This window comes from Flavobacterium arabinosi (assembly GCF_048158725.1).
GTDB classification, from domain to species: Bacteria; Bacteroidota; Bacteroidia; order Flavobacteriales; family Flavobacteriaceae; genus Flavobacterium; species Flavobacterium arabinosi.
In genome coordinates, this window is sequence record NZ_JBLNKX010000006.1 from 259,811 (window position 1) to 278,433 (window position 18,623).

Sequence of the window (18,623 nt, forward strand, 5' to 3'; positions counted from 1 at the left end):
ATTAGTTTTCACACCAATATATATCATTATAATTATAAGATTAATCTTAAAAAAATATTTTAATTGTTTAAAAATTAACACTGTAACTTCTATGAAAATAAGATTTTACTTTTATAATATTTTTTATACATTTATTTTTTAAAGTATAAGCTTTCCAAAGCCTCCCAAAAATTATAAATGGAGAATAAAAAATGGCCCAAATTCATCAATTGGTTTTTAAATAAACCAAAAACTACGGGGTTCTTTACGTTCCTATTTCTAAGTTGTATTACAGGTTTTATTGTCTCGCAACAATATCAACTTATAAAAGAAGATGAGCAGCGAGAAATGAATACTATTCTTCATGTTGTCCATCAAAACATAGAGCAATCGCTTAAAAACTGTTATACAACTACCTTGACATTAGCACTAACAATTAATGACAAAGGCGTTCCCGAAAATTTTGATTATGTAGGTAAAAAAATTATGGAATCAAATAATAGTATTAATGCCGTTCAATTAGTTCCTAATGGGGTGATTAAGTATATTTATCCAAGGAAGGGGAATGACGCAGCTATGAATTTAAATATTTTAGAGGCTCCTTATAGGAAAGAAGCCTTAAAATCTATTGAAAATCAAAAGATGTATTTTGCCGGTCCATTAAAATTAAAACAAGGCGGAATGGGAATTGTGGGTAGATTTCCTGTTTTTAGAAATAATGTTTTTTGGGGATTTTCAGCTGTTATCATTAAACTAGAAACTTTTTTAAAATCTTCAGGAATTAATAATATTGATGACTCAAAATATTATTTTCAGTTTTCAAAGAAAAATGTTACTGTACAAAAAGAAGTTTTTTATTTACCCAATAAAAGTGATTTTTCTAAAAAATACAATATCTCTACCTATATTACTGATGGAGACTGGAAATTATACCTAATATCTAAACACCAAAATTATTTTTATTACCCAATTTTAATTCCAGCAATTATAGGGCTCATTTTAGCGGCACTTTTTGGGATCTTGATATATATTCTTTTAAAAATACCTAAAGAATTACAGTCTTTAGTAAATACGCAAGCAACAAAACTTTTAAATTCTGAGATAAAGTTTGAGGCTATTTTTGATCAGGCAGCCGTAGGAATTGCATACATAGATTCCTTTTCCGGAAATTTTATTGAGATTAATAAACAATATTGCCACTTATTAGGATATTCAAATCAGGAAATGAAAAGGAAAAATTTTCAATCCATAACATACCCCGATGATTTAGAAGAAGATCTGATGAATTTAGAAAAACTAAGGAAAGGAAAAATCAGAACGTATTCTATGGAAAAACGGTACGTGACAAAATTAGGTACTATTATTTGGGTAAATCTTACTGTGTCCCCACTCTGGAAAGTAAATGAAAAAGTAACTAGCCATATCGCAATAGTTGAAGACATATCGTTAAAAAAAGAAGCTGAAGAACAAATTAAAAAAACAGAAACACGATTTAAAAGTTTATTTGATGACTCACCCCTGCCTTTAAGAGAAGAAGATTTTTCGGAAATTAAAATATACCTTCAAGAATTAAATCTAATCAATGAAAAAACAGAAATCGTTTCTAATTACTTCCATAGCAACCCAGAAGTAGTTACTAAATGTAATTCATTAGTTAAATTAATTAATGTAAATAATGCATGTCTTAAACTTCATAAAGTCAAAACCAAAGAAGAATTAATTAATACCAATAATCTACTTGATTTCAGATCTACGGATGATTTCATTAAACATTTAATTGCAATTACTCAAAATAAAAAACAATTTATTATAGACTCCAGGATAAAAAATGCCGAAGGAGAATATCGAGATGTTAATTTAAGGTGGAATGTAATTCGAGGCTATAGAAAAACATTCGAACGAATTATTGTCTCTACAGAGGACATTACCCAGCGCAGAGCCACCGAAAAAATTATTCTCGATACAAAACAAAGAGTGGAATCATTGATTAATACAATTGACGGAATTGTTTGGGAATGTGATATTGAAAGCTTTTCGTTTACTTTTATCAGTAAAAAAGTAGAGCATATATTAGGATATACTCCTGAGGAATGGTTGGCAAGTAAAACTTTTTGGGGAGACCATGTTTATGCTGATGACAAAGAATGGGTTCAAAATTATTCTAAATTACAAACTGAAGCCAGTTTAAATCATGATTTTGAATATCGAATGATTGCTAAGAATGGAGCTGTTATTTGGCTAAAAGATATTGTAAATATTGTTTTTGAAAATGGTAAAGCCGTAAGTTTACGTGGAATTATGATTGACATCACTAAAACTAAAGAAGCTGAAAAAGACTTGAATAATTCCTTCAATTTAGTCACTGAACAAAATAAAAGACTGCTCAATTTTTCCTATATTGTTTCACATAATTTAAGATCACATACCAGTAATATTGCATCGATTATGTCTTTAATTGAATCCTCTGAATCAGAAGAAGAAAGAGAGCAAATGATTCAATTATTAAAATCTGTCTCTAATTCACTCAATGAAACAATGCTTCATTTGAATGAAGTAATAAACATTAGAACTAATATAGGTTTAGTATCTGAACCATTAAACTTGCAACAATATATTGATACAGTCCAAAATGTACTTCATGAACAAATAACATCCAAAGACGTTTCGATTTCTACAATCATGCCAAAGGATGTAATTATAAATTATAATCCAGCCTATCTAGAGAGTATTCTTTATAATATTATTTCTAACTCTATACGATACAGTCATCCGGAACGTAAACCAACTATAGTAATAAAATGGTTTATGGAAAACGATATGAAAATACTTCAAATTTCTGATAATGGAGTTGGGATTGACCTTGTTAGAAATGCAGATAAAATTTTCGGAATGTACAAAACATTCAGTAACCATGTTGATTCAAAAGGAATTGGTCTATTTATAACAAAAAATCAAATTGATGCCATGGGAGGAAATATAACCGTGGAAAGTGAGCCTAATGTAGGGACTACATTTAAAATTTATATTCAATGATAAAAAAAGTAATCTGGGTAGTAGACGATGATGCTATTTACCAAATCATCGTTAACAAGATCATTCAAAGATCTGAAATGTTTTCAGCAATTTCCACATTCAAAAATGGAAAAGATGCTATTGATGCCTTACAGAATTCATTAGAAAAGAATAAATCGCTTCCTAATATAATTTTATTAGACATCAATATGCCAATAATGGATGGCTGGGAATTCATGGAAGAAATGCAATTGTTGAAATCTCAAATAAGCAAACAAATTATTATTTACATCGTAAGTTCGTCTATAGCTATTGAAGATAAAAATAAATCAAAAACGTATCCAGATATTTTAGGCTATTTATCTAAACCTATCACGACTAAGGATTTAATAATGATTGCCGCAGATGATTAAACTATTTCTCTCTTTATTTCTTCTAAAGTTTTATTAGTGAAAATTAGCTCATTTATTATTTGTTGACGCAAAACGTCTAAATCATCATAATCAAAATACTTCGCCCATGAAGTCAAGTTAAGTAAATTCCGAATTTGCTTGATTCGTTTACTGGTTTCAAAACTGGTCCGAAGTATCGCTTTATTATCATATTTCGGATTGTTTTTATGTTGATAATTGGCCGTATTTTTTATATAATTTGCTTCTAAATAATACAATTCTTCAACTACATTATCTGGATAAAAATTAGTCCAAGGAGCAAAACCCAATTTTATTTTAGAATCAGTTTCGGGTTCCAAAGGCTCTAAACGCCATTTACTGTTAGCCAATCGTCCCCAGTGATTCGACAAACGATACATTCCCACTTTAGTATAATAATATTTACTTCCTGATTTACTGTCGTATTGAAGCTCTAATCCTTTTATACTATCTAAAGACTCTTCATGAAAGACACAAAAAGTATTTTTGAAGGAATTCGGGTTGGGACGAAATATTTTTTCCATTACACAAAGGTAATCAGAAAGTCTAAAACATAGCAAGACAAGTAATATTTGATTAACTTTGCCAACTAGAATTATTTTAAATAAATTGATTATGACCAAAGCTTCTGAAGAAAGAATGTTACAAAAAGGGGTGTACACCGGAATTATGGAAAAAGATGAAAACAATAACTTTTTTTGTGGTGAATATCTTTTAGACTATAAAATGGCCCAAAAACATACTATTGGTGATTGGATTACAATAAAATCAATAATTGAAAACCCAAGCGATATCAGTTATAATAAATATCCAAAAAAGTCTAAAAATTTCGATAAAGCCAATAATAAACCGCAACAATAGTCCCATTTCACGTTGCTTTTTTAAAAAACACACAATTGAAGTACTTTTTTTTGAATATTTTTTTGTCACAAACCAAAAATTTAAAAAAAAGTGTACCTTTGCAAAAAATTTGTTGATTTTGAAATCAAATTATATTGATTTTATATTAAAAGACAAGTAGTTACCTTATTTATGAAAAAAATAGTTGAATACCGCAAACTACTAAATGTAGAAAAAACTGCTGAGCTTAAAGATTTAAAAACGATTTATCGTAATGCGATGAAAGAAGCGCATCCTGACAAATTTCAAGGAAATGACGAAGGATTAAAAGCTGCAGAGGAAAATAGTAAAAAAATTATTGAAGCGTACCACTTTTTGGTAAGTATCAATCCTGAAACTGTTAAACAAAACCTACCTGAATATACTGAAACAATAGCAACTGCTACAATTTCAGATTATAAATTCGTTGAAGGTAGATTGATTATCAATTTTTCAAACGGAAGCGTTTACGAATACATTAGTGTTCCTAAAGCAACTTACGTAAAAATGGTAAATGCTGATTCTCCTAGTAGATTTGCAAAAAGACATATCCTTAATTCTTTTACATGGAGAAAAACAATCAACCAAGATTAATTTTTCAAAAGAATAAAGAAAACATTTAAGCATCCTTCTAAAGGATGCTTTTTTATTTTAACCCGTTTAATAAATGGGTATTTCCAAAAATTAAATAAATCATTATTGCCTAATCAACTTTTAGCAATTTAAATAAGGCTTAAAAATATCATGTTTAATTCTTGAATTTATTACTTGAATTTAAGCTAAAAAACATGCCCTTTTCAATAAACCATGACCTTAAAAAAATAATCCGTTTAAATTATGGAATAAAAGGCAACTAAATAAAATATATTCCAGCACTTAATTAAGAATGAAAAATTATAACAAAAATTTAGGTCATAAAAGTATTTATAATTTATAATTTTAAATACTTTTGCACACTTAACTCAATTAACTAATTAATAATGAAAAAAATAATTTTATTACTTTCGGCTGTTGTAATGCTGACTTCTTGTACAAAAGATAAATATACCATTTCTGGAACTGCAACTGGATTTGAAAATGGAAAAACAGTAATCCTGGAAACACCAAATGAAAATGGTAGTGGATTAACTGCAATTGATACCGTAAAAATTGAAAATGGTAAATTTGAAATTAAAGGAAAAGCTATAGAACCTTCTTTCCACACAATCCAAGTAGAAGGAGTACAAGGAAAAATACCTTTTATTTTAGAAAATGGAGATATTAGCATAGTTGTAAACAAAGACAGCATACAAAAATCTAAAGTATCTGGAACTTATAATAATGACGAATATGTAACTTTCAATGAAGAAATTACAAAAGTTCAAAAGAAATTAATCGATTTCCAAACTAAAAATATGCAAGCGATGAATACTGCTCAACAAACCAAAGATACTGTTGTTATCAATGGATTGATGAAAGAGTTTTCTAAAATTCAAGAAGAAGTAGGTACAGCTTCAAAAGCTAAATATGTAACTTATGCTGAATCACACCCAAAATCATTCATTTCTGCTTTAATTATCCAAGGAATGCTTAATGACCCAAGTACTGATCTTGCAAAATCTGAAAAATTATACAATAGTTTAGAAGAATCATTAAAAAACACAAAACCAGGTAAAGCCATTAAAACTAAACTTGCTGAAATGAAATCACCATCTGTAGGAGCTACATCTCCTGCTCCTGCTCCAGCTCCAACTGCTGAAGCTAAATGAAGATCAGATTTTTCAGGTCCTAATCCTGAGGGGAAAGTAATTTCTCTGAAAGAATGTTTAGGAAAAGTTACAATAGTTGATTTTTGGGCTTCTTGGTGTGGTCCTTGTCGCAGAGAAAATCCAAATGTAGTAGCCATTTACAAAGAGTTTCATGCCAAAGGGCTTAACATTGTTGGCGTATCTTTAGACAAAGATGCTAAAGCTTGGAAAGAAGCAATTGCAAAAGACAAATTGACTTGGAACCATGTTTCTAACTTAAAATTTTGGGATGAGCCAATAGCTGCACAATATAAAGTTCAATCTATTCCAGCTACTTTCATTCTTGATGCATCAGGAAATATAGTAGCAAAAGATTTAAGAGGCGACGAATTAAGAGCAAAAATTATAGCGCTTTTAGCAAAATAAGGTACTTAAATCGAATAAAATAAAAAATCTCCCTAGTGGAGATTTTTTTATTTTATTCAATACCAATACTTTAAAAATAATACTAAAATTAAGTGCAAATATAGTTTGGAAACTTCAAAACAGTTTATATATTTGCACCCGGTTAGCAACAATAAGCAATGCTTATTGAGTCTTGGGGAGATACTCAAGCGGCCAACGAGGGCAGACTGTAAATCTGCTGTGTAAACTTCGCAGGTTCGAATCCTGCTCTCCCCACTAAAACTCTTCAAGCGATTGAAGAGTTTTTTTTATATAAAAAAAATAGACTTGTTTAAATCTGAATCTTCTTAATTTATTATAAAAAAAATCCCGCCTCATTCTAAAAAGTGAGACGGGATTTTTCTATTTATAATTTTGTTTTATTATTCTAAAATAAAACTCACACTTACGTTAGCCGTAATATTAATTTCTCCCACCGCAAGTGTTTCTCTTGGTGCTGCGGCATCACTCATTTCCATTGTTTTCATGGCTGCAAATCGAATCGGCTGTGGATAATAGATTTGTGAATTATCAGAGATTGTCATCGCACGACCCACTTTTTGTCCTAAAACAGAAACATAGTCCTCTGCTTTCAATTTAGCTTCTTTCATAGCCAGTTTTCTTGCCTCAGATTGATATTGTGTTAATTTTGAAGATTGAAAAGTAACATTATCAATTCTGTTGATTCCTTCATCTACTAATCCTTCCATCAATTCGTCATATTTTGATAAATCTTTCAATAAAATTTCGATCGTTTGTGTAGCATTATAATTGTGTTTCTTTTTTTCATAATCGTATTCTGGATTTAGAGAAACACGTTGCGTTTTATAATCCGCAGGATCTAAATTCATTTTTTTTATAAACTTTAAAACAGCTTCAATCTTTAGGTCATTCTGTTTTTTAACGTCTTTGGCATTATTTCCTTTTGTTTCAATAGTAGCTAATATTGTCGCTTGATCCGGAACAACTTTTACTTTGCCTTCTCCATTTACATTAATCTGTGGAACTTGTTTAACTTCTTGTGCGTATGAAAGCGTCATAAACATAATAGATAGAAATAGTACTGCTTTTTTCATGTTGATCTGATTTAATTGTTTTTTGTTGTAATTCTCTTTCAAAAGTTATGCCATTATAGTTTTCCCATTTTTTCCATCACAAAAAGAATAACTATGGGAATTGCCAATAATATGACCATTAAAGTGTGATCTACGAATAATTGAGGTTCTTTGATAAGTGTTATCAAATAACCACCAACAGCACCTCCAAAATGGGCTGTATGACCAATATTATCATTCTTGGCTTTCATTCCGTAAATAGAATACAATAAATAAAGTATTCCAAAAAGATAAGCAGGAATTGGAATTACAAAAAAGATACCCAGCATCATGTCCGGTTGTAATAATATTGCTGAATATAAAACTCCGGTTACGGCTCCCGATGCTCCAACAGCTCTGTAATTATATTGATCTCTGTGGAAAAGCATTGTCAACAAACTCCCAAAAACTAAACTTCCAAAATAAATAAAAACAAAGGATAAATCACCTAAAAAACCAATTACAACAGGTGCAAAAAAATAAAGGGTCATCATATTAAAAATCAAATGAGGTAAATCAGCATGAAGAAAACCAGATGATACCATTCGTAGCTGCTCGCCTGCGCGAATACTCCCGACGTGAAATTCATATTTTCTAAAAAAGGTAAGATCATTAAAACCCTTGTAACTAATTAAAACATTGACAACAATTATTGCTATTAAAAAGGTATTCATAAAGTGTATTTATTGTGAATTGTAAATATAGTCATTCTCAAATGCAGACGCAGTAACTAGTCAAAATTTATCTCGATGTTCATTTTTGCATTATATTTGTAAAAAAAATTACTGCATGCAATTTCTTATTTTTATTATCGCTTACCCCTTTCTTTGGATTGTTTCTATTCTTCCATTTCGTATTTTTTATTGGTTGTCAGATGTGGTGTACTTCTTAGTATATTATATCATTGGGTATCGAAAAAAAGTTGTTCGAGCAAATCTAGCCATGGCATTGCCTCATCTTAATGACCAAGAACGTCTTGTTATCGAAAAAAAATCCTATCAACATTTATGTGATATGTTTATGGAAATGATAAAAACCATGACTATTACATCGGAAGAAATGAACAAAAGATTTGTAATAACAAATCTGGAACTCATGAAAGAATATGAAAAAAAAGGAAAAAGTATTATGCTGATAGCCTCTCATTATGCAAGTTGGGAATGGTTGATTACCCTCAACCAAAAAATATCTTATCAAGGTATCGGCGTTTATAAAAAATTAGCCAATAAATATTTTGATAAACTCGTTAGAGACATTCGCTCAAAATACAATACTGAATTAGTTCCCACTAATAAAACAATACCATTAATTGCACACAATCAAAAAAATGATATTCATTGTGTATATGGATTAGCCAGCGATCAATCTCCAAAAGCGGATAGAATATTTCATTGGGATAGCTTTATGGGTATCGAAGTTCCTGTTCATACCGGGCCTGAAATGTTAGCAAAAAAATACGACATGACTGTTATTTTTGCAAAAGTAAAAAAGGTAAAAAGAGGGTATTATGAACTTACTATAATTCCTATTAGTGATAATCCTAAATCAATTCCTGATTTTGGAATTACACATGCTTATATCAAAGAAGTTGAAAAACAAATCCTTGAAGCTCCGGAATATTATTTCTGGACCCATAACAGATGGAAACATCGAAGATAATAGTTTTCCTTTAAAAAAAATCACGTATCAGAAACTCTATAATTTCTGATACGTGATTTTTTCAATGTCTTTTAAGCCTTTAAAAAGAAAACCACTCTTTTACCAATTCATCTTCTAAAGGCTGTGCCTGTTTGTGTACAAACTCATTTGTAATTGCATTGTAATTATAGTCTAAAGCCCAAGTTTTATGGTTTTCAGCTAATGCTCTAATTCCATTACAAACAAATTCAATTTCAGCATTTGAGGTTGTAGGATGAATAGACATTCTAATCCAACCCGGTTTTCTGATTAAATCTCCCAGTGTAATTTCGTCAATTAATTTATGGGAAGTTTCCTGATCCACGTGCAATAAAAAATGACCGTAAGTACCGGCACAACTGCACCCGCCACGAGTTTGGATTCCGAATTTATCATTTAATAACTTTACACCTAAATTGAAATGTAAGTCTTCTACAAAAAAAGAAATTACTCCTAACCTATCGCGATGCTGACCCGCTAGAATTTTAATATTTGGGATGTTCCCAAGAAATTCGAAAACAATAGTAACGATTTCATGTTCCCTTTTCAAAATATTTTCAATTCCCATTTGCTCCTTCAACTGAATCACCAAAGCGGTTTTTATCACCTGAAGAAAACCTGGTGTCCCACCATCTTCCCTATCTTCGATATTATCAATGTATTTGTGTTCGCCCCAAGGATTTGTCCAGCTTACCGTTCCTCCTCCCGGATTATCTGGAATCAAGTTTTGATATAATTTTTTATTAAAAACTAAAACACCGGAAGTTCCCGGTCCTCCAAGGAATTTATGAGGTGAAAAGAAAATTGCGTCCAAATAACTTTCGGAATCTTCGGGATGCATATCTATTTTTACATAGGGACCTGAACAGGCAAAATCTACAAAACAAAGTCCGTTATGTAGATGCATCATTTTAGCAACTTCATGATAAGGTGTTCTAATTCCTGTAACATTAGAACAAGACGTTATTGAAGCGATTTTAAAACTTCTATCTTTATATTTTTCTAATAAAACTTCCAGATTTTTTATACTAAATAATCCGTCTTCAGAAGAAGGAATAACGACAACATCGGCAATAGTTTCCAACCAAGAAGTCTGATTGGAATGGTGTTCCATATGCGAAATAAACACAATCGGTTTCTTTTCAGCGGGAATATTGATAAAATCCTTTAAATTTTCTGGGATTTTTAATCCCAAAATTCGTTGGAATTTATTGACAACTCCCGTCATTCCAGTTCCATCATTAATTAAAACATCCTCATTATTGGCATTTACATGCTGTTTAATAATGTTTCGTGCCTGATGGTACGCTTTGGTCATTGCTGTTCCAGAAACCGTAGTTTCAGTATGGGTATTGGCCACAAAAGGACCAAACTCATTCATCAACTTTTCCTCAATAGGGCGATACAACCGACCGCTCGCTGTCCAATCCGTATAAATAATTTGTTTTTTTCCGTAAGGGGATTGAAAATCTTGATTAATTCCTATTATATTTTGACGAAACTTTTGGAAGTAAAGTTCTAATTGTGTTGGCGTTTCGATTGTAGTCATTGCAATTTAATTTAACTCAAAGATATTATTATTTTACGAAATTGAGAATGTAGCAGTTTGTTATTTCTGAGTGTCAATTACTTTTTTATGAATTTTTAATAATTTCAATTGAGGTTTTACGTAAAATAATGACAACCAAAGGAAATACTTTTGTAAAAGATATAGAAATATTTATCTCTTTCATAAATTAATACCACATTTTATCATGGATAATCGTATCATTCTAGAGGAAAAAATAAATTCCTTCTCTGAAGAAGAATTAACTCAATATATTTATAAAAATGTTGATTCATTAACAACAATAAGCTTTAATGCTTTAAAAAAGGAAATCGCCATCAGAAAAGATTTACCCAATGAAGTTAAAATGTTGATTGGGAATATTCAAGATTTAAGAAATCAAAATTTTATCAATGAGATATTCCCTTACCTTTATTCTAAAAACAAGAAAATAAAAACTGTTGAAGATTTGATTGCTGATTTGAAAAAAAATGAAATTTATGAACCCGAAATTAATTCATTACTACAACAATTACCTGAAATTATTGAAGTTAATACTGTCCAATCAAATCCTGAAAATTCATTAAAAATATTTGGACTATTATTTAGTATTATTATCACTATAATATCCTTCAATCTTTTCGCAACATCAGGTGTCGTTATTTACATAATTTCTGCACTTATCGTGCTTTACATCATTTTTAATGGAAATGAATATTCTCGTATCAAGAAATTAAAAATTAACATCGAGTTATATCTAGAAAGCATCAAACACATTCCCAAAACAGATTCCGAATTATAAAATAATAACCTGTTTTTATCTAATTAATTTTAACTAAAAATACTTCGCAATTAATAAGTTATAAAAATATTCCTAAACTAAATATCAAAAATAAAACCCTTTCGAAGTTCTTCACTCTGAAAGGGTTTTATTTTTGATATTTAAATTTACAATCTGATACTTTTAAGATTATAAATCGAACCCTACTGAAAATTGCCAAACTCTATTTTGTGCTTTTCCTTCATCGTACAAATCGCCCAAACCTAAATGATAACGCACGCCTAAACTTACTCCAGAATCAGTTTTAAAACCTCCTCCAAAATTAACTCCCCAATCAAAACTATTAGGATCGTACTGTTGTGAACTACTAAAAAGTCCATCATATTCTTCTTTATGCGAAACAGCCAATCCAATTTGTGGTCCTGCTTCCAAGAAGAAATTTTGAGACGGATACGCTTTAAACATTAATGGCAAATTGATGTAATTTAGCTTTTGGGTAAAAGTACCGTTGCTATTTGTAATTACATATCCTTGTTGAGAGTACATTAATTCCGGTTGAATAGAAAAGCTTTTACTTATAAATGACTCGCCATAAATTCCTACATGAAAACTATGTCGTTGTTCTGTCTCTCCTTCACCATCAAAACTTACAGCGGCTAAATTATATCCTCCTTTAATTCCACCATTCGATTTATGGGTGGCATTCTCTTGCGCATTTATTGTTGAGGCTATTCCAATGAATAAAGCTATTATTAAAAATTTTATTTTTATCTGTTTCATATATACTATTATTTAAATTTTACTTTCCTCCATTGGCACGAAGATCTGCAATACATTGCGCGTCCAGTTGTGGTGCTGAACCTCCGGAAACCATATTTGCAATTCCCTTTCCACTTTCTGATGACCAATACATTAAGCAAGTTTCTACATTGCAATGTTTGGGATGGGCCGCATCTTCGTGATTACTTTGTAATGTGGTTCCTAAATTGGTTAGTCCCAAAATATGTCCTAATTCATGCGTAATGACTGTTGTTTCTAATAAACTTCTATTAGGTTCAAATGAACTGTCACTCAATCCATGAACTGTTTGCTCATAAATAACTAAAGAGGTATTTCTATAAGCGGTGCCTAAAATAACGGATGTACTTGTGTCACTTGATGATTTTCCGTCTGCAAAAAATACCCAAACCGCTATTTGATTCGATGTATTGAATTTTGTTCTGTTTACATCTTCAATTGCCACAATTTCCTGATTGGTAAAAGTTGCTTTCCCAGGTGATGGAATGGCTCTTTTTACAATACTTATTCCGTTTGGTTTATAAGTTCTAGCATTAAGAAATGACACAAAATTGTTAATCGCAGTTGTTGATGGTTCAAAGCCTTGTACGTAGACTACTTCTATAACCATCCTAGTAAACTTTTTATCCGATAATAAATCATTCGAAGAACTTCCGGTTGTTTGTTTATTAGTAACAGGATTTATAGTTTCAACAGTATCATTAGCGTCATCTTTTGAACAGGATACTAATAGGAAAAAACCCATTGTTAACATTGCAATTACTTTTTTCATTATTCTCTTTTGTATTTTAAGTTTATTTTTAAAGAACAGCTACATCATGTTCAGCAGCTGTTCTTTTAAAAAAGCACCACCTAAGATGTAGCCTATATTTGTTTTAACACTAATGTAACTGCTGCATTAGTTGTACTCTGTAATGATATTGTCGAAGCAGTAAAACTTGTTACTTTCCAATTATTATTCAATAACGTAAACGTAGCGTTTCCAGTAAAATTTAGTTTTAGCAAAACATCTAATTCCGAGCTTACTGCATAAGTACCATTTACTGTTGTATTCAGTAGATTTACAGCAGTTATCGATAAATTATTTGCAAAATCTACCGTAAAATCTTTATAATTTGTTGCTGAGTTAACTCCAGCGCTTACAAATGAATCTACTTTAAATTTTCCATTAACTAAAATAGTTTCTAATTTTTTTGAATTTTCAACTGCTGCTGCCATTGTTGCTTCAGTTTTTAGAGATGCGTTAATACTGGATTGCAATTCAGCATCACTTGAAACAGTTGTTTTCGTTCCATCAGCAATTGCAACTGAAATCGGGTATTTTACCGAAAATAATTCAGTGCTACTTACATTAGACATATACGTATATAATTGTTGTTCGGATGTGATGACAATACTTCCTGTTTGTTGTAAACTTAAATTATAAGTTAAAATTGTAATTGGGAAACTAATATTTACAGAAGAAATAGCATCTTGACCCGAAGTTTCCGCTGATGTACACGCATTAAGAATCGCATTATACTCGGTTTGATTATTAACGGTAGCCTCCGTATAATTACTTAATCTAACTCTTAAAGGGAATTGTAACACAACTGTATCTTGATCATTATTATACTGTCCAAAAATAGAAATAACTTGTTGGTAATCTAATTGACTTAAAATAGAAACCTGAACTCCATTTATTTTAGCGGTAGCTGGTAATAAAATTGAAGAACATGACGCTCCATCCAAGAAATCATCAAATGTACCATCGTACATCGAAGTACGTTTTAGATTACTTGTTGTAGTGGAGTTCGCCGAATTTGTATTTGGATTTTCTCCTTGTACGTCATCAATTTCACTTTGACATGATGTAAATCCTAAGATGGCCATCAATGCAATTCCTGTAACAATTTTTAATTTTTTCATAATTTTCAAATTTAATGTATTTTTTATATTTACAAGCGATGTTTTTAACGCCTTTCTATTAGTAAGACAACTCGCTTTCTTTTTACCCTACTTAAATTTTAAAATAAATATAAAGTTTTACAAAAAAATTCATAAAATACTACAAATCAACAATCTAACTTTTAAGATATTTTTTCTAAGAAACCAATTATAATTAACCCAATTGCTTTTTGAAAAAATAATTTACTTTTACAACCTACAAAAATGAATTAAAACTAAATGAGCGACGAAAACAGTAAACTTTGTGACGAAAATCACTTTAGAGATTTTTACCTAAAACATGTGCAATCAGCAAATAATTTTGCTTATTACAAATGTGGTGATGATGAAGCTGCATTAGATTTCGTTCAAGATGCATTTACCAAAATTTGGGAGAATTGTTCCAAAATTGACTTTAGTAAAGTAAAAACGTATTTATTTACCAGTATCAATAATTTATTTCTAAATAACATAAAGCACCAAAAAGTAGTATTGAGGTACGCCAAAGACGCTCCAAATTTAGACACCAATAATCAAAGTCCAGAATATCTATTCGAAGAAGAAGAATTCAAACAAAAACTCACAAAAGCTATCGCCTCATTAAGTGAAGCGCAGCGAGAAGTATTTTTAATGAATCGAATCGATGGGAAAAAGTACAGAGAAATAGCTGAACTGCTTGATATTTCCCAAAAAACCGTAGAAAAAAGGATGTCCGGTGCGCTGCAACTATTAAGAGCCCAAATAGAGAATATATAATTAGTCATTTAGCTATAGGGTAATTTAAAACTTAGTTGTCTTATAAACATAGAGATATAAAATGAAAAACGAAAAAGAGATATTAAAATGGTTAAATAATGAGCTTTCAAGCGAAGAAATTGAAGATTTAAAACAATCTGAAGGTTTTGATACACTTGAAAAAATTGCTCATTATACATCACTATTGGAAACTCCAAAAGTAGATGCTCACGCTGCCTTGGAAGCTTTTAAGGCCCGAAACCATTCTAAAAAGAAATCAAAAGTCAGAACTTTAAACTTCAAAGCATTCTATAGAGTTGCTGCAGTTTTGGTTGTTTTGCTGACCTCAGCCTATTTCTTGTTTTTTAATAACACTAAATCTTTCGAAACTCAAATAGCACAAACAAAAACGGTTACACTACCGGACAATTCAGAAGTGATATTAAATTCCGCTTCAAAATTAACTTTTAACGAAAAAAAATGGGCTGACAAAAGAGATTTAACGTTAGAAGGAGAAGCTTATTTTAAGGTACAAAAAGGACAAACTTTTAGTGTAAACACAACTGCAGGAGTCGTTAAAGTTTTAGGTACTCAGTTTAATGTAAAAGAACGTAAAAACTATTTTGAAGTTAATTGTTACGAAGGCTTGGTGAGTGTGACTTACAATAATAAAACCGTTAAATTACCTCCTGGTAAAACATTCCGGGTTATAAATGGCACTATTGAAAATGTTGAAGATTTTAATGCCCAAAATCCTTCGTGGATACAACAAGAATCAAGTTTTAAGAAAATTCCCTTAAATCAGGTTATTGCGGAACTGGAGCGTCAATATGATATAAAAATTAAAGTAGAAGGCGTAGATACTTCAAAACTGTTTACGGGAAGTTTTACACATACCAATAAAGAAATAGCGCTTCAAGCGGTTACAATTCCGCTTCAATTAAGCTACAGAATTGAAGGCAAAATCGTTATATTTTACAACTATGATGTCAAATAAATGGTTAATTTATGTATTACTTTGTATAGGAAGTATTTCTTATGGACAAAATACATCTAATAAGATTCCATTACCCGAGGTTATTATTTCCGTAGAAAAACAATTCAGTATTAAGTTTTCGTATGCCGTTGAAGATGTAGCTGCTATTACAATTGAAAAACCAAATACTTCCTTTACATTACAAGAAACAATAGATTATTTAAACTCGAAAACACTTTTAAATTTCAAAGCTTTAGATAATAGATATGTTACCGTATCGGTGATAAACAAAACAATATCCATTTGCGGAATTGTTTTATCAAATGAAAAAAAGTCTCCGTTAATTGGTGCTTCGGTCGTTGCAAATGACATCGGAAGAAGGGTAATTACAGATCAAAATGGTAAATTCAATTTACAGAATATACCCATAAATGCAACGCTAACCATTTCCTATTTGGGTTTTGAATCCAGACAATTTTCTGCTAACGAATTTTTTTCAGCACAAAATAATTGCAAAGAAATTGTTCTCTCCACAAAAAACGAAGAGCTAAATCAGGTGCTGATAAATGTTTATTTAACGCCTGGATTACAAAAATACCTAGATGGAAGCACGGTTTTAAACACTAAAAAATTTGGTATTCTTCCCGGATTAATAGAACCTGATATTTTGCAATCCATTCAAGCGCTTCCCGGTGTTGAAAGCACCAACGAAAGCATTGCCAACATTAACGTGCGCGGAGGAACTAATGATCAGAATTTAGTCCTTTGGGACAATATCAAAATGTATCATTCCGGTCATTTCTTCGGGTTAATTTCTGCTTACAATCCTAATCTTACCAACAAAGTTATCGTCAGTAAAAACGGAACAAGTGCTGAATACAGTGATGGTGTTTCCAGTACTATCAATATGTACACGAAAGATCTGGTAACCAATACCTTTTCTGGTGGCGCAGGAATTAACACCATTAGTGCCGATGCCTTTTTAGAAATTCCAATAACTAAAAAATTAGAACTTCATATTTCAGGACGTCGTTCGATTACTGATTTGTATAAATCTCCTACGTACACTAAATACTTTGACCGTAGTTTTCAGGACACTGAAATCAATGCAGATAGTGACCAGAATAATACGGCTTCTGATTTTTACTTTTATGATTATACTGCTAAATTACTTTTTGATTTAAATGAAAAGCATCAATTCAGAGCGAATATTATTGGTATTAATAACGCTTTGGATTATTCAGAAAGCCGCATTACAAATTCAAATGAAATCCAATCTAAAACCAGTAATTTATCCCAGAAAAATATTGGTTACGGAGGAAATTGGAAAGCACAATGGAATTCAAAATTAAGTTCAAACTTCATCACTTACTTTTCCAGATACAATATTGACGCTGCGGATTACAGAGTGGAAACGGATCAGCGCTTAACCGAAGCTAATGAAGTATTGGAAACTGGAGTAAAATTAAATACACATTACAAAACTAATGACAACTTAAATTTCTGGTTTGGGTACCAATTTAATGAAACAGGAATGCTAAATCAAACCACCGTTAGTGCTCCGTTTTACTCTAGCACTAAAAAAGATGTTTTATTGAATCACGCCTTATTTTCTGAGGTGGAATACAATAAAAACAATACCTATTTGAGAGTTGGATTGCGTTTGAATTATTTTCAAAAATTTGAAAAGCTTTTGATCGAACCAAGAATAAACATCAGACAGAAATTATCTGATCAATTCGCTTTAAAATTAGAAGGGGAATTTAAAAATCAATCTACTACCCAAATCGTGGATTTTGAAGATGATTTTTTAGGTGTTGAAAAAAGACGTTGGGTTTTAGTCAACAATAAAGACATCCCAATTGCAACGAGTAAACAAGGCTCTTTTGGTGTAGAATTCAATCAAAATAAACTAAATATTGAGGCTACAGGTTTTTATAAAATTGTTGACGGCATTACGGCTTCTAATCAGGGTTTCTATAACAGCTTTCAGTTTAACAACGCAAATGGAAGTTACACCGCCAAAGGTTTTGAATTTTTAGCCAATAAAACCGCGCGTCAATATAGCGTTTGGGTGAGTTACACGTTTAGTGTAAATGATTATGAATTTGATACTTTTACACCTTCAACTTTTCCTAATAATGTAGATATAAGGCATTCTGTATCACTTGGTTTTTATTACAATATTCGTAAAAATCTAAAAATAGCGGTTGGTGGTATTTGGAGAAATGGTCAGCCGTATACAAAACCAATTGAAGGTAACGCAACCATACAAAACGGAAATAATACCATGGTAAATTATGATCTGCCAAACAGTGAAAATCTGGACAATTTCATGCGTTTAGATGCTTCTTTAAATTATAATTTCAACCTTTCGAAATTTATTAAAGCTTCTTTTACTGCCGGTGTAATTAACGCTACCAATCAAGATAATGTAATCAATCGCTATTACAAAGTCAATCCAAATGACACTAATGATGCTATTCAAGTAGATAACAAGTCACTTGGCTTAACGCCAAATGTAAGTTTTAGAGTGAATTTTTAATTCCATTTTTTACTGTATTCTAAAAAACAAAACCCTTTCAAATTCTATTTTGAAAGGGTTCTTTTTATTTAAA

17 protein-coding genes, 1 tRNA gene and 1 pseudogene are annotated in these 18,623 nt (G+C 30.9%); 12 read left to right on the plus strand and 7 right to left on the minus strand.

All coding sequences use genetic code 11. The features are described from left to right. The first annotated feature begins 177 nt into the window (after positions 1-177). Both ACM55K_RS13825 and ACM55K_RS13830 read left to right on the plus strand, forming a co-directional pair. Entirely contained in the window at positions 178-3,012 is a 2,835-nt protein-coding gene (locus ACM55K_RS13825; RefSeq protein ID WP_416850860.1) for a PAS domain S-box protein, read from the plus strand. Further along, positions 3,009-3,404, plus strand: coding sequence for a response regulator (locus tag ACM55K_RS13830; protein WP_416850861.1), 396 nt, complete (start codon positions 3,009-3,011; stop codon positions 3,402-3,404). The genes ACM55K_RS13825 and ACM55K_RS13830 overlap by 4 nt, the downstream gene beginning before the upstream one ends. Here the strand turns inward: ACM55K_RS13830 and ACM55K_RS13835 are convergent. Beyond that, a complete protein-coding gene (locus ACM55K_RS13835; RefSeq protein ID WP_416850862.1) occupies positions 3,401-3,946 on the minus strand; it encodes a hypothetical protein in 546 nt (181 codons plus the stop codon). The two genes, ACM55K_RS13830 and ACM55K_RS13835, sit on opposite strands and share 4 nt — an antisense overlap. Positions 3,947-4,037: 91 nt before the next feature. Between ACM55K_RS13835 and ACM55K_RS13840 the strand changes: the two genes are divergently transcribed. The 5 genes and pseudogenes from ACM55K_RS13840 to ACM55K_RS13860 all read left to right on the plus strand — a co-directional run bounded on the left by ACM55K_RS13840 (position 4,038) and on the right by ACM55K_RS13860 (position 6,709). After that, entirely contained in the window at positions 4,038-4,283 is a 246-nt protein-coding gene (locus ACM55K_RS13840) for a hypothetical protein (protein WP_416850863.1), read from the plus strand. Positions 4,284-4,454: 171 nt separating this feature from the next. Then, positions 4,455-4,895, plus strand: a complete 441-nt coding sequence (locus ACM55K_RS13845; RefSeq protein WP_416850864.1) for a KTSC domain-containing protein — start codon at positions 4,455-4,457, stop codon at positions 4,893-4,895. Between the two features lie 386 nt (positions 4,896-5,281). Next, positions 5,282-6,049, plus strand: a complete 768-nt coding sequence (locus ACM55K_RS13850) for a DUF4369 domain-containing protein (protein ID WP_416850865.1) — start codon at positions 5,282-5,284, stop codon at positions 6,047-6,049. 18 nt (positions 6,050-6,067) lie between these two features. Further along, a pseudogene (locus ACM55K_RS13855) lies at positions 6,068-6,454 on the plus strand (TlpA family protein disulfide reductase); the annotation flags it as partial. A gap of 174 nt (positions 6,455-6,628) precedes the next feature. Further along, a tRNA-Tyr gene (locus tag ACM55K_RS13860) sits at positions 6,629-6,709 on the plus strand. Positions 6,710-6,855: 146 nt separating this feature from the next. Here ACM55K_RS13860 and ACM55K_RS13865 read toward each other — a convergent pair. Together ACM55K_RS13865 and ACM55K_RS13870 are read right to left on the minus strand one after the other, a co-directional pair. Next, positions 6,856-7,548 carry an SIMPL domain-containing protein gene (locus ACM55K_RS13865; protein WP_416850866.1) on the minus strand — a complete coding sequence of 231 codons (693 nt, stop codon included), beginning with the start codon at positions 7,546-7,548 and terminating at the stop codon, positions 6,856-6,858. Positions 7,549-7,601: 53 nt separating this feature from the next. Then, positions 7,602-8,240, minus strand: coding sequence for a rhomboid family intramembrane serine protease (locus ACM55K_RS13870; RefSeq protein ID WP_416850867.1), 639 nt, complete (start codon positions 8,238-8,240; stop codon positions 7,602-7,604). 115 nt (positions 8,241-8,355) lie between these two features. On the opposite strand from ACM55K_RS13870, the gene ACM55K_RS13875 reads away from it, so the two are divergent. Then, positions 8,356-9,225 (plus strand): lysophospholipid acyltransferase family protein, encoded by an 870-nt coding sequence (locus ACM55K_RS13875; protein WP_416850868.1) that lies wholly within the window; start codon positions 8,356-8,358, stop codon positions 9,223-9,225. 79 nt (positions 9,226-9,304) lie between these two features. Here the strand turns inward: ACM55K_RS13875 and ACM55K_RS13880 are convergent, their stop codons facing one another. Continuing rightward, positions 9,305-10,792: an aminotransferase class V-fold PLP-dependent enzyme gene (locus tag ACM55K_RS13880; RefSeq protein ID WP_416850869.1), complete on the minus strand. Its 1,488-nt coding sequence runs from the start codon at positions 10,790-10,792 to the stop codon at positions 9,305-9,307. Between the two features lie 205 nt (positions 10,793-10,997). On the opposite strand from ACM55K_RS13880, the gene ACM55K_RS13885 reads away from it, so the two are divergent. After that, positions 10,998-11,591, plus strand: coding sequence for a hypothetical protein (locus ACM55K_RS13885; protein ID WP_416850870.1), 594 nt, complete (start codon positions 10,998-11,000; stop codon positions 11,589-11,591). Positions 11,592-11,759: 168 nt separating this feature from the next. Here the strand turns inward: ACM55K_RS13885 and ACM55K_RS13890 are convergent, their stop codons facing one another. From ACM55K_RS13890 to ACM55K_RS13900, 3 genes are all read right to left on the minus strand, one after another. Further along, positions 11,760-12,350 (minus strand): porin family protein, encoded by a 591-nt coding sequence (locus tag ACM55K_RS13890; RefSeq protein ID WP_416850871.1) that lies wholly within the window; start codon positions 12,348-12,350, stop codon positions 11,760-11,762. Between the two features lie 19 nt (positions 12,351-12,369). Beyond that, the gene (locus ACM55K_RS13895; RefSeq protein ID WP_416850872.1) at positions 12,370-13,140 is read right to left on the minus strand and encodes a membrane metalloprotease; all 771 of its coding nucleotides are present in this window, start codon (positions 13,138-13,140) and stop codon (positions 12,370-12,372) included. 92 nt (positions 13,141-13,232) lie between these two features. Then, positions 13,233-14,276 carry a hypothetical protein gene (locus tag ACM55K_RS13900; protein ID WP_416850873.1) on the minus strand — a complete coding sequence of 348 codons (1,044 nt, stop codon included), beginning with the start codon at positions 14,274-14,276 and terminating at the stop codon, positions 13,233-13,235. Between the two features lie 258 nt (positions 14,277-14,534). Here ACM55K_RS13900 and ACM55K_RS13905 point away from each other — a divergent pair, with 258 nt between their 5' ends. The 3 genes from ACM55K_RS13905 to ACM55K_RS13915 all read left to right on the plus strand — a co-directional run bounded on the left by ACM55K_RS13905 (position 14,535) and on the right by ACM55K_RS13915 (position 18,550). Further along, on the plus strand, positions 14,535-15,050 hold the full coding sequence (locus ACM55K_RS13905) for an RNA polymerase sigma factor (RefSeq protein WP_416850874.1): 516 nt from the start codon (positions 14,535-14,537) through the stop codon (positions 15,048-15,050). Positions 15,051-15,111: 61 nt separating this feature from the next. Beyond that, positions 15,112-16,026 (plus strand): FecR family protein, encoded by a 915-nt coding sequence (locus ACM55K_RS13910; protein ID WP_416850875.1) that lies wholly within the window; start codon positions 15,112-15,114, stop codon positions 16,024-16,026. Further along, the gene (locus ACM55K_RS13915) at positions 16,013-18,550 is read left to right on the plus strand and encodes a TonB-dependent receptor plug domain-containing protein (RefSeq protein ID WP_416850876.1); all 2,538 of its coding nucleotides are present in this window, start codon (positions 16,013-16,015) and stop codon (positions 18,548-18,550) included. The genes ACM55K_RS13910 and ACM55K_RS13915 overlap by 14 nt, the downstream gene beginning before the upstream one ends. Positions 18,551-18,623: the final 73 nt, after the last annotated feature.

What these genes read in the sequence shown, in the direction of transcription:
- ACM55K_RS13885 (WP_416850870.1), top strand. Translation starts at nt 10,998, where the DNA reads ATGGATAATCGTATCATTCTAGAGGAAAAAATAAATTCCTTCTCTGAA.
- ACM55K_RS13830 (WP_416850861.1), top strand. Translation starts at nt 3,009, where the DNA reads ATGATAAAAAAAGTAATCTGGGTAGTAGACGATGATGCTATTTACCAA.
- ACM55K_RS13850 (WP_416850865.1), top strand. Translation starts at nt 5,282, where the DNA reads ATGAAAAAAATAATTTTATTACTTTCGGCTGTTGTAATGCTGACTTCT.
- ACM55K_RS13840 (WP_416850863.1), top strand. Translation starts at nt 4,038, where the DNA reads ATGACCAAAGCTTCTGAAGAAAGAATGTTACAAAAAGGGGTGTACACC.
- ACM55K_RS13880 (WP_416850869.1), bottom strand. Translation starts at nt 10,792, where the DNA reads ATGACTACAATCGAAACGCCAACACAATTAGAACTTTACTTCCAAAAG.
- ACM55K_RS13845 (WP_416850864.1), top strand. Translation starts at nt 4,455, where the DNA reads ATGAAAAAAATAGTTGAATACCGCAAACTACTAAATGTAGAAAAAACT.
- ACM55K_RS13870 (WP_416850867.1), bottom strand. Translation starts at nt 8,240, where the DNA reads ATGAATACCTTTTTAATAGCAATAATTGTTGTCAATGTTTTAATTAGT.
- ACM55K_RS13910 (WP_416850875.1), top strand. Translation starts at nt 15,112, where the DNA reads ATGAAAAACGAAAAAGAGATATTAAAATGGTTAAATAATGAGCTTTCA.
- ACM55K_RS13825 (WP_416850860.1), top strand. Translation starts at nt 178, where the DNA reads ATGGAGAATAAAAAATGGCCCAAATTCATCAATTGGTTTTTAAATAAA.
- ACM55K_RS13890 (WP_416850871.1), bottom strand. Translation starts at nt 12,350, where the DNA reads ATGAAACAGATAAAAATAAAATTTTTAATAATAGCTTTATTCATTGGA.
- ACM55K_RS13835 (WP_416850862.1), bottom strand. Translation starts at nt 3,946, where the DNA reads ATGGAAAAAATATTTCGTCCCAACCCGAATTCCTTCAAAAATACTTTT.
- ACM55K_RS13875 (WP_416850868.1), top strand. Translation starts at nt 8,356, where the DNA reads ATGCAATTTCTTATTTTTATTATCGCTTACCCCTTTCTTTGGATTGTT.
- ACM55K_RS13900 (WP_416850873.1), bottom strand. Translation starts at nt 14,276, where the DNA reads ATGAAAAAATTAAAAATTGTTACAGGAATTGCATTGATGGCCATCTTA.
- ACM55K_RS13905 (WP_416850874.1), top strand. Translation starts at nt 14,535, where the DNA reads ATGAGCGACGAAAACAGTAAACTTTGTGACGAAAATCACTTTAGAGAT.
- ACM55K_RS13915 (WP_416850876.1), top strand. Translation starts at nt 16,013, where the DNA reads ATGATGTCAAATAAATGGTTAATTTATGTATTACTTTGTATAGGAAGT.
- ACM55K_RS13865 (WP_416850866.1), bottom strand. Translation starts at nt 7,548, where the DNA reads ATGAAAAAAGCAGTACTATTTCTATCTATTATGTTTATGACGCTTTCA.
- ACM55K_RS13895 (WP_416850872.1), bottom strand. Translation starts at nt 13,140, where the DNA reads ATGAAAAAAGTAATTGCAATGTTAACAATGGGTTTTTTCCTATTAGTA.